This is a genomic window from Cytobacillus spongiae, assembly GCF_021390075.1.
In genome coordinates, this window is record NZ_CP089998.1 from 561,200 (window position 1) to 575,972 (window position 14,773).

Annotated in this window: 14 protein-coding genes and 1 pseudogene; 3 read left to right on the top strand and 12 right to left on the bottom strand. The window is 40.5% G+C overall.

Going from position 1 to position 14,773, the window contains the following annotated elements; all coding sequences use genetic code 11:
* Nucleotides 1-16: 16 nt before the first annotated feature.
* From LS684_RS23340 to LS684_RS23350, 3 genes are all read right to left on the bottom strand, one after another.
* Nucleotides 17-502, bottom strand: a complete 486-nt coding sequence (locus tag LS684_RS23340; RefSeq protein WP_267930453.1) for a GNAT family N-acetyltransferase — start codon at nucleotides 500-502, stop codon at nucleotides 17-19.
* Between the two features lie 36 nt (nucleotides 503-538).
* The gene (locus tag LS684_RS23345; protein WP_233812040.1) at nucleotides 539-922 is read right to left on the bottom strand and encodes a hypothetical protein; all 384 of its coding nucleotides are present in this window, start codon (nucleotides 920-922) and stop codon (nucleotides 539-541) included.
* 91 nt (nucleotides 923-1,013) lie between these two features.
* Nucleotides 1,014-1,217, bottom strand: a complete 204-nt coding sequence (locus LS684_RS23350; RefSeq protein ID WP_233812041.1) for a DUF6501 family protein — start codon at nucleotides 1,215-1,217, stop codon at nucleotides 1,014-1,016.
* A gap of 240 nt (nucleotides 1,218-1,457) precedes the next feature.
* Between LS684_RS23350 and LS684_RS23355 the strand changes: the two genes are divergently transcribed.
* Nucleotides 1,458-1,796, top strand: coding sequence for a hypothetical protein (locus LS684_RS23355; RefSeq protein ID WP_225003353.1), 339 nt, complete (start codon nucleotides 1,458-1,460; stop codon nucleotides 1,794-1,796).
* A 30-nt stretch (nucleotides 1,797-1,826) separates the two neighbouring features.
* Here LS684_RS23355 and LS684_RS23360 read toward each other — a convergent pair whose 3' ends face one another.
* From LS684_RS23360 to LS684_RS23375, 4 genes and pseudogenes are all read right to left on the bottom strand, one after another.
* Nucleotides 1,827-2,453: a DedA family protein gene (locus LS684_RS23360; RefSeq protein ID WP_225003354.1), complete on the bottom strand. Its 627-nt coding sequence runs from the start codon at nucleotides 2,451-2,453 to the stop codon at nucleotides 1,827-1,829.
* Nucleotides 2,454-2,604: 151 nt separating this feature from the next.
* Nucleotides 2,605-3,429 carry a GNAT family N-acetyltransferase gene (locus LS684_RS23365; RefSeq protein ID WP_169215099.1) on the bottom strand — a complete coding sequence of 275 codons (825 nt, stop codon included), beginning with the start codon at nucleotides 3,427-3,429 and terminating at the stop codon, nucleotides 2,605-2,607.
* Entirely contained in the window at nucleotides 3,430-4,308 is an 879-nt protein-coding gene (locus LS684_RS23370; RefSeq protein ID WP_233812042.1) for a gamma-glutamylcyclotransferase family protein, read from the bottom strand.
* Between the two features lie 192 nt (nucleotides 4,309-4,500).
* Nucleotides 4,501-6,139: pseudogene (locus tag LS684_RS23375) on the bottom strand (AMP-binding protein).
* Between the two features lie 503 nt (nucleotides 6,140-6,642).
* Here LS684_RS23375 and sda point away from each other — a divergent pair.
* Nucleotides 6,643-6,777, top strand: coding sequence for a sporulation histidine kinase inhibitor Sda (gene sda, locus LS684_RS23380; protein WP_044336757.1), 135 nt, complete (start codon nucleotides 6,643-6,645; stop codon nucleotides 6,775-6,777).
* 107 nt (nucleotides 6,778-6,884) lie between these two features.
* Here the strand turns inward: sda and LS684_RS23385 are convergent, their stop codons facing one another.
* The 3 genes from LS684_RS23385 to LS684_RS23395 all read right to left on the bottom strand — a co-directional run bounded on the left by LS684_RS23385 (nucleotide 6,885) and on the right by LS684_RS23395 (nucleotide 11,295).
* Nucleotides 6,885-7,022 (bottom strand): hypothetical protein, encoded by a 138-nt coding sequence (locus LS684_RS23385; RefSeq protein ID WP_169215101.1) that lies wholly within the window; start codon nucleotides 7,020-7,022, stop codon nucleotides 6,885-6,887.
* 171 nt (nucleotides 7,023-7,193) lie between these two features.
* On the bottom strand, nucleotides 7,194-8,429 hold the full coding sequence (odhB, locus tag LS684_RS23390; protein WP_169215102.1) for a 2-oxoglutarate dehydrogenase complex dihydrolipoyllysine-residue succinyltransferase: 1,236 nt from the start codon (nucleotides 8,427-8,429) through the stop codon (nucleotides 7,194-7,196).
* A gap of 19 nt (nucleotides 8,430-8,448) precedes the next feature.
* On the bottom strand, nucleotides 8,449-11,295 hold the full coding sequence (locus LS684_RS23395) for a 2-oxoglutarate dehydrogenase E1 component (protein ID WP_233812043.1): 2,847 nt from the start codon (nucleotides 11,293-11,295) through the stop codon (nucleotides 8,449-8,451).
* A 573-nt stretch (nucleotides 11,296-11,868) separates the two neighbouring features.
* Here LS684_RS23395 and LS684_RS23400 point away from each other — a divergent pair.
* A complete protein-coding gene (locus tag LS684_RS23400) occupies nucleotides 11,869-12,381 on the top strand; it encodes an Hsp20/alpha crystallin family protein (protein ID WP_169215104.1) in 513 nt (170 codons plus the stop codon).
* A 29-nt stretch (nucleotides 12,382-12,410) separates the two neighbouring features.
* Here LS684_RS23400 and LS684_RS23405 read toward each other — a convergent pair whose 3' ends face one another.
* Both LS684_RS23405 and LS684_RS23410 read right to left on the bottom strand, forming a co-directional pair.
* Nucleotides 12,411-13,817, bottom strand: coding sequence for a sensor histidine kinase (locus LS684_RS23405; protein ID WP_233812044.1), 1,407 nt, complete (start codon nucleotides 13,815-13,817; stop codon nucleotides 12,411-12,413).
* A complete protein-coding gene (locus LS684_RS23410) occupies nucleotides 13,814-14,488 on the bottom strand; it encodes a response regulator transcription factor (RefSeq protein WP_169215105.1) in 675 nt (224 codons plus the stop codon). Before LS684_RS23410 ends, LS684_RS23405 begins: the two co-directional genes overlap by 4 nt.
* Between the last annotated feature and the right edge of the window lie 285 nt (nucleotides 14,489-14,773).

Sequence of the window (14,773 nt, forward strand, 5' to 3'; positions counted from 1 at the left end):
GGGTGTTTCTCGAATTCTATACCTCTAAATCATATCTTGTAAAGCCGCGATTCACGTACATGCCTGCTTTTTGATATACGATGGTTGCATCAGTATAGCTGTCACTGTCGACAAGGAGGGCCACGGAAACCATTCCCTCCCCTTTTAACGTTGAGAAAGAATGATACAGCAAATCATGTGCAAGTCCTTTACGACGCCATTCTTTACGTACCCCCAAATGGGTGATTTCTCCTAGTTTTGTTTCAGCATTAACTGTGCAAAAGGCAAAACCAACAAGTTCCTTCTCTTCTTTTAATACAAACCAGAGGTCTGGATTGAAGGAAGAGCGGAGAAAGCGCTTCATAAAGTCCTCCAGGCTTGAAGGATGATAATCAAAATGATCTGAGAATACTTCTTCAAATACCTCATGGAGACTCACAGTCTCAGTATCTGGATTGAATCTGGTTATACGGTAAGAAGAAGAGGATGATACAATCGGTAGATCTTTTAAATCTTTTTTCATTTCAAACCAATAGCGGGTGGGTAAAAAACCGAATTCCTAATACGATGCTTTCTCTTCCTTGATATTCGCAGAGAGTATAATGGTTTTTGAGTCTGAAATCGTTTTTTTCTTCCTCCTTGCAGAAATAAGAAGCTCTGCTACCATTTCTCCTATATACATCTTCATTTGTGTATTAGGAAGAGCGAGAATTAAAGAGGGTAACCGGTGATCTTTTTCGGTCAGAATGGAGACAGCCACTAATTGCCCCTTTTGCCAAAGCCCTGTTCGATCACCTTCAGGGAGTGACTCTATCATCTCTTGAATCTCGCATTCACTCGTTTGAATCTCTCCATATACCTTCGTTTCATAAAGATTGAAGAGTCGGATGATCGGTGACCGGTCTTCCAATGAAAGGGTTCGCTTCTTTAATGAATGATTCATTCTTTTCTCCCCATTTCATTTATATTGGAAATCTCCATTAAAAAAGCTGATTTCTTCACGTTTTGCTAAAGAAATCAGCTCCATGAAAGACTTACACTTCTTCAAAGTATTCTTTGTAGAAGCCTCCCATTTTCCCACTTTCATCAACGACGAAGTAATATTCTTCAGACTCGTTTTTCACTTCGTATTCTTTCCCGATGGTTAAGACATTTGCAACTGTATATTTCTTTGCATCTGTATGTACACATCTTACTTTTTTTCCAGTAGTGCTTTCCGTCCAAGTTTGATGGATCAAGACAATACCCTCCTCTATGTAAGTACTATGCTAATAGTATATTCTTACACAGCTATAAGTTCAACTACAAACTGAACACATGTAATCATGAACCCTATATCAAACGGATTGTCATTGTAGTATTCATCAAGTATTCCTCTTTTCCCATGATTTTTGATGATTATTATTCTGAATCCTGCCTCTTTTTATATAGAAATATGGTATATTATAGTAGGAATTTGATAGAGAGGTTCGATTATTGTGAGACATGGATTTAAAAAAATAGGCTTGTTCGTCATCATGATCCTATTCATTTATATGAGCACCCATAGGCCAAGCGAAGATCAGTTTTACTCATGGCTTCTGAATGAGTATAAGATTGATTGTCAGGGATCGATGACGTGTACGAAGAAACTAGGAAATGATTCTTCTTCCATTCTGATAGAAACTGGCTCAAATATTAAAAACGGGTATTTGTTATTTAACACAGTAGGAAAAATATACGAGGATCAGAATGGCTCTAGGACAACCATTAAAGCAATGGGGGTTTTGGGGAACTATTTTACGATTATGAAAGAAGATCGGGACAAAAAAGACTGATTAAGAAGTTGGACTCCTTGATCAGCCTTTTTATTTTCGGTATCGTACTTTTTTCCATTTAGAGATATAAGAGGTCTTTTTTAACGTGAACACAACACTGTATCCTATTATAACGAGGAATAAGATGGAGAAAAAAATCCCTGCTTTCACGCTCATTTCTTCCAGGAGTCCTTGTAAACCACTTGGAAAATAACGTCCAATCTGAAAATATACAAGTGCCCATACTAGAGACGATGGAATCGCATATAGAAGGAATTTAATGAAAGAAATACCTTTTGACGCTCCTGCAATGTAAGGCATAAATAATCGTATACCTGGAATGAAATAGCTGAACGATATTGCAAATGGTCCATACTTATTTATCCAATACTCACCATTGTCAATGAGTTTCCTTGATTTATCACCTTTCACAAATCGTGAGATGATTTTTGTCCCAAAATAACTGCCGTTCAAAAAGCCAAAGATTCCATAAGAAATCAACCCGCTATACATGAAGAAAAAAGAGGTATACGGATTAAAATGCCTCCACTCAGATAGATACCCTGCGAGAGCTGCAGCCAATTCGTTAGGTACCGGTAAACCCAAAAATACAATCCAGCTGAAAAGGAACATGGCTATATATCCAAACTGATCCACTAATTCCAGTAAAGTCTCCACCTGCCACCACCTCATTTCATCAAAAGCGTCTAAATATTCATCATTCCTCTACGGCATCAAGAAATGTCTACCCATTTCTTGTACATGTGCTCCTCAAGCCCTTTCAACAAGATGTCTCTCTAATGCTATGAAAAGGTTTCTCTTTAAGGGGCTACGCTTTTTTATCCACTACCCAATATTGATAGGTTGAAAACAATTGGAAGCCAAGTCTCTTCAGAATGGGTGCAGAGTGACCGATTCTGGCCTGGCAGGTGACGAGGCGACACTGGGATTCATAAGCCATTGTCAGTCGATGGGACACCAGTGAAGAATAGATCCCCTTATTCCTTTCTTCGGGAAGTACACCGCCGCCATTGAGGTAAAGGACATTGCCATCAGTGCTGAAGCGATAATTAGCATATCCCACGGGACGCCCTTCTTTATTATATGCCAGAGTGAAGCCGCCATCAGTCCCCCATCGACTGATGAAATCTTTTCTTTGCTTAAAGATAACCGGCCATTCGGACTCTTCGTATCCCCAGATCGAGGAGCTGACTTTCACAAGATCATTTATGTGCTCGTCATCTTTAACCGTAATGACTGTGTGGTTCAAGGGACGTACTGTATATTCACGAACCACATCAAATACAAGTCCCTCGTACCGTTCTTCCACAACACCGAAATGGGATAGCAGGAAATCCTCTTCCCCTTTGATAAGCGGTTCTCTTATCCATAGACTGTATGGGGACTCTCCATAGAAATCCTCAATCACCTTCCACTTTTCTTGGAGATCATCCGTATTCTTCGCAATGAATTGAGGAACCTTATTGGCAAACACATTCTTCAATTGATTATTCTTTATCGCCACGATCCCGTCACGGTGTAAACTGTCCACTTCAATCGGGATCAAACGGTCAGGGTAATCCCAATGATGGGATTCTATTGCATTCAATACTGTTTTATCCTTTGCCTTCATGACATCCCCCGGATAGATCATTTATTTGTCCATGATAAGTAGGTTCTTCACCTGCTCATTTGTCATTCCGATTGTTAATAATTGTTGCTGCAACTTTGCATGATAAGATGAGCTTACATGGGGGTGACTCCCTCGAAGAATTTCTTTAGCGTAATGTTCAGGGGGGCACGTTTCCTCAAACTTATCCTTCACGATAAATGTTAAAACGTCCTTATGATGCGTTCCACCAATCTGGATATCTATGAAAGCTACTCTGTACCATCCTGGAGCCACCCCTTCTCTTGTAAACAAGTATTCTACTGCTTGTTGGGGTATATTATATACTACCCCTTCTGTTATCCCGCCATCTTCAATGATATCCCCCCTGCCCCCATCATCAACTTTGAATAGGTACTTCATGGAGTATCCCTCTAACACTCCTGCACCCAGGCAGTCTTTGAAATGGTGGTCCACTTTGGCTGTTTTAAAACGCTCATCATCCATACAAGATCCATACGCAAAGTAAAGGACCCTCTCAGGCTGATCATTCAGAAACCGATGTACTTTCCAATCTCCAGAAGGAATTTCTTCCTTAAACAATTCTTCGTTTTCGGAATAATACACATAAGCTTCTTGAGTTCCTTTGTCTGTGTTGACCCTTTTCAGCTTTCGAGAATAAAGGTTCACATCACGTTCTTCAATGAAATCCTCCAGTTCATCTAAATCTGCCAGAATATCAGTGTCAATAGAATATACTTCGCCATATGTGATCCCCATGCCTTCTTTGAGTGCCGGATATCCTCTTTTTGTATCAAAGAGAACACCGTCCACCCAAGCCTGTTCACGTTCCAGGGTTGCGCCCTTTAGTACAAAATGATTCTTTTCGTGCTTTCTTAATGTTCCATAAACAAAAACGTACACCGATTTTCCCCTCTCGTTGTTTACATAATGATATTACTGTTCAGTTCGCAAAAGCTTCTTTTCTATAGTTTACCAAATAATCTCTGAAATTTCAGTTTTATCTTACTCTTATTGTACTCTTTATCCAACGTAAAAAGGACACTCCCTTTTCTTCAGGAATGTCCTCCTTAAACAGGAAACGCTTTCAATCTCTTAGTGACTTTTAGGCAGAGCTGCATCCTTCGCCTGTTCTTTCAGACGGAATTTCTGAATTTTCCCTGAAGCAGTCATAGGGTAAGAGTCAGTAAACTCTATATACCTTGGAATTTTATGTCGTGATATTTTCCCTGTGCAATATTCTTTGATTTCATTGGGTGTAGCGGTTTGACCTTCCTTTAATATGATCCAAGCCATCACTTCTTCACCATATACCTCATCAGGAATGCCAATCACCTGAACATCTAACACTTTTGGATGGGAATATAGAAATTCCTCAATCTCTCTCGGATAAATATTTTCACCGCCCCGAATGATCATATCTTTTAATCTGCCAGTAATTCTGCAATAGCCATGTTCATCCATGACGGCTAAATCTCCAGTATGAAGCCAGCCCTCATCGTCTATGGCCAATTTTGTAGCCTCTTCATTCTTATAATACCCTTTCATGACGAGGTATCCCCGGGTACAAAGTTCCCCTTGAACTCCATTTGGAACTTCCCTGCTGGATCCTGGTTCCACAATCTTCACTTCCACATTTGGCAAAGCTTTACCCACTGTTTCAACCTTCAACTCGATTGGATCATGGGTACGCGTCTGAGTTATAACCGGTGAAGATTCTGTCTGTCCGTAGGCAATGGTGATTTCACCTGCACCCATCTTATCCATTACCCCTTTCATCACTTCGATTGGGCAGTTACTCCCTGCCATAATCCCCGTTCGCAAACGTGACAGGTCATATCGTTCAAAGTCTGGAAGATTCAACTCTGATATGAACATGGTAGGTACCCCGTGAAGAGCTGTACATTCTTCATCCTGTACAGTTTGAAGGACTTTCTCAGGGTCGAATTCCTGTAACGGCACCATTGTAGCCCCAACTGAAACACATGCGAAATTTCCCAGCACACATCCGAAGCAATGGAAGAATGGAACAGGGATACATAATCGGTCTTCCTTCGTCAACCTCATACATTGCGCAATATTATAGCCATTGTTTACGATATTGGAGTGAGTAAGCATGACGCCCTTGGGAAACCCGGTCGTACCGGATGTGTATTGCATATTGATAACATCATCAGGTGAAAGGCTCGCGAGCCTTTCCTCCAATTCACGTTCAGGAACTTCCTGCCCTCTATCCATAATATCCTGCCAGCTATATGTACCGGGATAAGATCTCTCCCCTAATACAATGACATTTTTCAAAAAAGGGAGCTTCGAGCTCTTCAACTCTCCGGGTTTGGACGTTCGCAATTCAGGACAAATGTCATAAAGCATATCAATATACGATGCCCCCCCTGAATCCTTCCATCAAGATAATGGTCTGGCTGTCTGATTGTTTTAAAAGGTACTCCAATTCAGCGGTCCGATAATTAGTGTTAACGGTTACAAGCACTGCCCCCATTTTCCCTGTAGAAAATTGGCTGACCAGCCATTCAGGTGTGTTAGATGCCCAAATTGCGATATGATCTCCTTTATGAATACCAAGCTTCATGAACCCCTTTGCAGCTTGTCTACACAGTTGGTTAAATTCATGATAAGACCATCTTAACCCCCTGTCAGCATAAACGACTGCATCGACATCAGGTTGAATTCGAGCCTTTTCTTCAAGTAAGTCCCCTACAGTAGCATGTAAAATATCCGACAAATGAATATCCCCCTTTATCTTCAAGTATTGCTGGAACCATTCAGTTTATGGAATCAAAGAGGTAAAATTTCAGTTCCTTATGCGTGTAATATTATCACAAAAATTAAAATTTTCAAACTAATTCCAGACGCATCTTTCCTCCATCATCGTAGATGTTTTATCCTTCACGAATGGTGGAAGGGGATATGACAAGCCTTATTCCTTATGTAAATTGAAACATTGTTTAGTATATAGGATCAGGAGGCACGCAAAAAAGTCTTTAAAAGAACAGAAAACAGCGGACATAATGCAACAGTTTTCAACAAAATCATTTGCATCCAAACTTATATATATAGACAATAAATGGACTTTCTAAACCTATTTCAACAAATTCCCTAAAAATAATACTTTAGAAGTAATTTGTGAAAAAACCCTTTTCAAATGTATAGTTTCTATGTAGAATAAATAGAAAATATAGAAAATTCTATATTTCAAACAATCCTAGGAGGTTGGTCATGAAAATCTTAAGTAATGAACAGTTGGTGGCAGCTTATCGGGATGCTGAGAAACAAGGGAATGATCAAGACTGGATTTTGCTTCTTAAGAAAGAAATTCGTAACCGTGGATTGAAACCTTTTAGGAAATCGTAAATGGAAATGTAAACAGAATTTGAACCTAAATCTAAATCTCACCCCCCCCGAGATGAAATTTTTACGACAGACTCACTTTTATCTGAGTCTGTCTTTTTTCATGAATCTTACTCCCATTTTGAGCGCTTTTTATAATTAGACCCATGGTATTCCTCAATTTGTTTTAATTGCTCGTTATCTAATATCCCGATTTTATGAAACAGATATGAGTATTGAATCACTTTTTTTGAATTGAAATTCTTCATCTTTATCCCCCTTTCTTCTGTATGTCCGAAAGTTTCCTTAAGTAAACTTTATTTTCTTTATACATATTTTATTCTCTTAGTAAAAAAACGTGAAAAAAAAAGCTGATTCACAAACCAGAAGGTTTATGTGAACCAGCCAAACATTCATCTTTTTTTATTCAATCAGGACCATTACCCTTCGAGAAGTAAATCTTCTGGATTTTCAAGTAAATCTTTAACCATTGCAAGGAAGCCGACTGCCTCTTTTCCATCGATGATTCTATGATCATATGATAAGGCAATGTACATCATCGGACGATTTTCCATTGTATCTTTATCAATGGCTACTGGGCGAAGCTGGATTTTATGCATTCCCAAAATACCCACTTGAGGACCGTTTAAGATTGGTGTCGACAATAATGAACCGAATACTCCTCCATTCGTGATTGTAAATGAACCACCTTGGAGATCTCCTAGTGACAGCTTATTGTTTCTTGCTTTGGTAGCAAGTTCAACAATCTCTCCTTCGATTTCGGCAAAGTTTTTACGTTCACAATCTCTTACAACAGGTACCACAAGTCCATCATCAGTAGATACTGCTACCCCAACGTCATAGAATTTCTTGAGAACAATCTCATCCCCATCGATTTCTGCATTCACATACGGGAATTTTTTAAGGGCTGCTACAACTGCTTTGGTAAAGAAACTCATAAATCCAAGTCTAACATCGTGATCATCAAAGAATTTATCCTTTTTACGCTTACGCAACTCCATTACTTTACTCATATCGATTTCATTAAATGTTGTAAGCATGGCAGCGGTCTGTTGAACCTCAACTAAACGCTTTGCAATCGTTTGACGACGGCGGGACATTTTTTCACGTACCACTGGCTTTCCATCATCTTTCTTAGCAGGAGCTTTCTTCTCTTCAGAAGAAGGTTTTGAAGGAGCATCAGCAGGCTTATGGCTATAAGCTTCAATATCCTGTTTACGAACACGTCCAAGTGGATCAGTCGGTACATCAGACAGATCGATGCCTTTTTCACGTGCCAGCTTACGTGCAGCAGGGCTGGCGATGGGACGATTCTTTTTGTCTTCCTTGGCTGGGGCAGCCTGAGTCGGCTTTTCGTCCTTCTCTTCTTGCTTAGGAGCGCTTGATTCGTCCTTCTCTTCAGTAGTGGAAGACGGCGCACCCCCTGCACCTACAATTGCAATAACCTGCCCAACTTCGACAGTATCGCCTTCATCGGCTTTTAGTTCTTGAATCGTACCTGCCTCTTCTGAAATCACTTCAACATTTACTTTGTCCGTTTCAAGCTCAACGATGTATTCACCTTTCTCAACATAATCCCCTGGTTGTTTCAACCATTGAGCAATTGTACCTTCTGTAATTGACTCTGCTAATTCTGGAACTTTTATTTCTGCCACTGTGATGTCCTCCTCTTTCTTATCGGGTTAACGCTTCTTTAATAATGCGTGATTGTTCTTTTTTGTGTACGGTTGGTTCACCTTCAGATGGACTTGAACGTCTGCGACGACCGACGTAGTGTACTTCTACACCCTCTGGTGCAATGGCACGCAGTCTTGATTCTGCAAATGTCCATGCCCCCATATTCTTAGGTTCCTCCTGAACCCAAACCATTTCTTTTAAGTTTGGATACCTTTCAAGAATGGTTGATATATCACCTTTAGGGAAAGGATAAATTTCTTCTACTCTAAGAATGTGTAACCAATCTTTATCATCAACATCCTGCAGCTTTTCTTCCAAGTCGATGGCTATTTTCCCACTGCATAATACAACCCGTTCCACTGAATCATGGTTTTCTCCAAGACCCTTTTGCTCCAAGACTGAATGGAATTCTCCATTGGCCAGATCTTCGGCGGTTACAGCTGCAAATTGATTACGGAGCAGGCTTTTAGGCGTCATGATGACCAGGGGTCTCACTTCGTCTTTTTGCAGAATGGCTGCCTGACGTCTTAGGATATGGAAGTATTGACCGGCTGTAGAACAGTTGGCAACCGTCCAGTTATATTCTCCCCCCAATTGAAGGAAACGTTCTAAGCGGGCACTGGAATGCTCTGGCCCTTGCCCTTCGTATCCGTGGGGCAACAGCATGACCAGACCCGTTTTTTGGCCCCATTTAGCACGGCCGGCTGATATAAACTGATCGAACATCACCTGTGCCATATTGGAGAAATCCCCAAACTGCGCTTCCCATAGAACCAGCGTCTCAGGAGCAAATACATTGTATCCATACTCATACCCAACAACGGCCGTTTCCGTTAGAGGACTGTTTAGAACAACAAACGAAGCATGACTGTCTTTCAGGTTGTGAAGAGGGATGTATTCCTCACCCGATTTTTCATCATGAAGAACGAGGTGACGTTGAGCAAATGTCCCACGCTCTGAATCCTGACCGGTCAAACGAATCGGGGTCCCGTCTTTCAGGATGGAGGCAAACGCCAACGTTTCAGCATGAGCCCAGTCAATTTTCCCTTTCCCTTCAAATACCTGGCTGCGACGCTGCAAAATACGCTCTAATTTCTTGAATACATTAAAGCCGTCAGGCCATTGAAGAAGTTCTGCATTTAACCCCTCCAGCTTATTAAAATCAACACCGGTTTTAATGTTCGGTAAACCATTTGCTACATACTCAGGCGGAGCAAGAACAGTATCGGGATCATCGTCTTTAGCCGGGACTTTATCGTAGGCAGCTTTTAATTCCTTTTCGATATCTGCATCCATTTTTTCCACTTCAGCTTCAGTGACGATTCCTTCTGAAATTAATCTTTCAGCATAGAGATTCTTAACATTTGGATGATTCTGAATGACAGAGTACATTAATGGATTTGTTACCATCGGCTCATCCATTTCGTTGTGTCCAAAGCGGCGGTAACCGATTAGATCAATGACAAAGTCTTTTCCGAATGTTTTACGATATTCATAGGCAAGCACCGCAGCTGCAAGACAAGCTTCTGGATCATCTGCATTGACATGGACAATCGGAACCTCAAAACCTTTGGCAGTATCAGATGCATATTTGGTAGACCTTGAATCACGGCTCTCCGTTGTGAATCCAATCATGTTATTTGCAATCAAGTGGATGGATCCACCTGTGTTATATCCGCGCAATTGACTCATGTTTAATGTTTCAGCTACAACACCTTGTCCAGGGAATGCAGCGTCTCCATGTATCATGATCGCATAAGAGGATTCAGGTGATTGCTCAGGGTAACCCCGATCTTCACGAACTTCTTGGGCAGCACGTGTATAACCGGCAACAATCGGACTGACAACCTCTAAGTGGCTTGGGTTGTTAGCCAGCGTCACCCGTGCCCTTGCAGTCGATGACTGAAGCGGTGAGATTTCCCGATCAGCACCTAAATGATACTTCACATCACCTGTCCACCCGAATGTAATGCCGATCGACCCTTCGGAAGGAATCAAATCCTTGCTTGGTGCATGCTGAAACTCTGCAAAGATCATTTCATATGGTTTACCGATGACATGCGCCAGTACGTTTAGACGTCCACGGTGTGCCATCCCAATATTAACTGTTTTAGCACCTGATTCTACTGAGTAACGAACCATTTCGTCCAGTAGGGGGACCATGGAATCAAGTCCTTCTATAGAGAAACGCTTCTGACCTACAAAGGTACGATGTATATACTTTTCAAATCCATCCACTTCGGCAAGCCGTTTTAGTAACGACAGCTTTTTTTCCTTAGAAAGCGGTGTGAAATAGGACTCGGATTCAATCTTTTCCCTTAGCCAATTCTTTTCTTCAAGCTCATGGACATGGGCGTATTCGAAAGCAAGCTTTTTAGTATAAACCTGTCTTAGATGATTGATTGCCTGTAAACCATCCTTGATGTGGGAAGGTGCATTCGGACATAGGAAATCGACAGGAATCTGCTTTAAATCATCCTCGGATAAATTGAATTCGGATAGTTCAATCCTTCTCGTGTCCTTATTCCTGTCATTAAGGGGATTGATGTCCGCAGCTAAATGACCATATGTACGAATATTATCTGCCAGTTTGACAGCAGCTACCACTTTGCTCAATGCAGTCGGCTGAGCAGGTAAAGTAAATGATGTATCCCCGTGCTGAGCGCTTGCGATTACTTGTACGTCTTCAGCTGTAGGTGGGCCCCATTGTTCGAATAATTCCTTCAATTCAGGATCTACATCCGTTGGATCCTCAAGGAATTGTTCATACACCTCCATAACATAGCCTAAATTAGGTCCGTAAAACGATTGCCACGGTTCCCCTTTTGCCGATTGCTTTTTCATTGTGAAAAACCTCCAACTATTTTGCCAGTTAGTATAATTTGGGTATCATGTATTCTTACATGTCTAAAACAGAATTTCATTATGCAAGAATAGTAATTTTTAACACATTAAAACGCTTACAAGGACATTTTATCACTGTGCAGTAGTAAGATAAAGTCTTTATGACAAATTTCTTAAAATTTTGTTTTCCGCTGATGGCATAGGAATATTACTTATATTCCCATAATAAATTACAAGAAAACCACTTTTTTTGATCGACTATTCTGAAATAATATTTTATTAAGCGCTTTCTCATTCACCTTCTTATCTCCTGTCATAAGGGTGCTTTTTTCATAAACCATCTTACTACTGTTACTAAAAAAAACCAAATATTTTTTGTTATTTTTCTTCATTTTTTATAAATTATAAGATTGTCAGAATGATAGAGGAAGACTGCGTGATGGACGAAAGTCCGCTCCTTTTAAATATTTATCCATCCTTCCTTTACCCCCAATATGAACTTTTCGCCTATATCCTGCATAGAATGTAACGTCAAAGCGGTTGTTAAATAGAGATGAAAGTGAGGTGGTTCACATGTTCCCGTGGAGTTTATTCCCTTTCAATAAAGACATGAAAGATCAATTGAATCAAATGAATCCGAAAGAAATGGATTCCTATATTCAAGGAATGATGAAGAAAATGTTTCCCGGTGGCTGGGAGAGTATGATGAATCCCAATGATATGATGAGCGGGGCACAGCCTTTTATGAACCCTGCCGGCAATCAGGGGGGGAATTCCAAAAGAGGTCAGCCAACTCCTTCCTCATCTTCAATACCCGCGAACGTTTTTGAGTCTTTTGAGGATATTTATATCCGGTTTCAAGTTCCCGATGAAGAGTGGATGAAGAAATTAAAAATATTCCATACATCTAATCAGGCCATTATTGAGAATATACCGGAAAGTGGAGAAAGACAGATCATCACTCTCCCTTGCCTGGTAAAGAAGAAGGGTGCTGTAGCTCAATACAAAGATGGAATACTGGAGCTGAAAATACCAAAAAACATTGATATGCAATATACCGAAATAGACGTCTCTGATAAATATTGAGACGTCTTTTAAGCTGGAAAAATGGTTTATTAAGTGGACTTTAGAGAAATTTGTATGATGGTTCCTACAGGTTGGTTTCTTAAGGCCGTTATTTCACCGTCATATTTCTGAATCAGCTTTGATGCGATGGCAAGGCCCAGGCCATACCCGCCATTTTCTCGACTTCTTGCCTTATCAACTCGGTAGAAACGATCAAATATCTTCGGTAAGTCTTCGTTGGGAATACCTATCCCTTCGTCTTTTACCTCGATCACCACTTCCCCTTCATGTTCCATTAGTTTCACTTCGATCTTTGAATGCTTTTCTGAATACTTAACAGCATTATCCAGCAGGATGATCAAGATTTGTTCAAGATGCCTGGGCAATACGAAGACAGACGCTTCATGGTCCAACTCATCCAAACAAGAAAATTCATGTTCTTGATGAAGGAATTGAAAGTCTCGAATCACCTTATCGACAACATTCTGAGCATGGGCCTGAGCGTTCTGAAAGTCAAATTTTTCTCTGTCCGCTCTTGATAATTCCAACAATTCTGAAATGAGGCGTTTGACTCTTTCAAGCTCTTCTAATGACACTTGTAAAGACTCCTCTAGTATTGTGGGATCCTTTTTACCCCATCTGTTCAATAGTGCAAGGTGCCCTTCTAATACCTGGATAGGCGTTCGTAATTCGTGTGAGGCATCCTCGACAAATTGCTGCTGCTGCTGAAACGACTTCTCAATTTGACTCATCATCTTATTGAAGATCTGTGATAGTTCACTGATTTCATCATGGGCCTTCACAATCTCTACTCTTTCATGAAATCCTTTTCTTTCGATGGATCTCATAGTCTCAGAAAGGCTGTTCAAGGGACGGACGAAACTTCTGGCCATGGAATATCCGATAACAGCACTGATTAAAAGGGCTAATATCCCAGTGATGGTCATCATCCAAAAAAGGTTTTGCATGATATTCTCGTATCGATTCAATGGCTGGATCATTTCCACATACCCATTGAATTGACTTGATCGGATAGGAGATCTCCCAATCAGCATCTGCTTACCCTCAGACTCAAGCAGTAGAACAGACTTCTCTCTGACAGGTTGAAATGATACATAAAAGGCTGAATCGTTTTCTCCCCTTATTTCCAGGACTTGATTACCCTGCCGGTCTAAAATACGTATCGTCTGGTCCTTTTCAGCTATTTGTTTCATCAAGTCCCTGCTATCATAAATGTCCTGGAGCAGTATATTCGGCCCTCTCTGTTTAAAGAAAACGGTGATTTCATCCAAGACCCGGCCAAAATTATTTTCTTCTTCATCAATCATCCACTTGCTGATGGCATGATATTGAAAAAAGCTGAATAAGGAAAAGGCAAGGAATATGGCAGAACCTGCTGCTAACGCCCACTTTACTTTCAGGGAAGTGGGCTTAAAACGATTGAAGATTGTTTTCATGTCCTCATCACATATCCCGTACCACGTATCGTTTGGATATAGCTCTCCTCATCAGGAGAATCAATTTTGTTCCGAAGATATCTCACATAAACATCCACTACATTCGTTTCCACCTCTGTATCATATCCCCACACTTTATTAAGAAGGACTTCACGTGTCAAAACGATATTTTGATTTTCCAAAAAGGCAAGTAAAAGGTCATATTCCCTTTTGGTCACTTCGATTTCATGTTCAAATTTAAATACTTGACGTGACTCCTTATGAACGGTGATATCTCGGTAATGATAGGTGGTTGAACCTGCTCCCTCACTCTTCCCCCGTCTGAATAAAGCCCTCAACCTTGCCAACAATTCTTCAATGGCAAATGGCTTTACAATGTAATCATCTGCGCCGCTGTCTAATCCTGATACACGGTCCATTACACTATCCCTTGCTGTAATCATGACGATGGGGACGGTTTTCACTTGGCGGATCCTCCTGCAAACCTCAAGACCGTTTAACTTTGGCAGCATAAGATCCAGTAGGATGATATCCCAGTCTTCAGTTAAAGCTTTCTCAAGTCCCCCCCTGCCATCATAGGCAAGAGCTACTTCATACCCTTCGTATTTAAGTTCCAGTTCAATAAACCTGGATAGATTTTTTTCATCTTCTATGACGAGTATCCGTTTCACAAACATCACCTGCTTCAAAGCTTAGTACGTATTATTTTAATTTACTTTTATCGAAAATAAAATCATTAAAGGCTTGAAAGAGTTCAATGCCCTGATATGACAGTACATCAACTTAACGGCCGTATAACAAAAAAATAGGAATAATCCGAATCCACATGATTCATACCCCCTTTTATTTTCGTCCATCATCATTAAAATCAAATGAGAAGCGGGTAATATTTCAGTTAGAGACATCAGTTTACATAATAATTTTATAATAAATTAAAGTGGAGGTATGAAAATGAT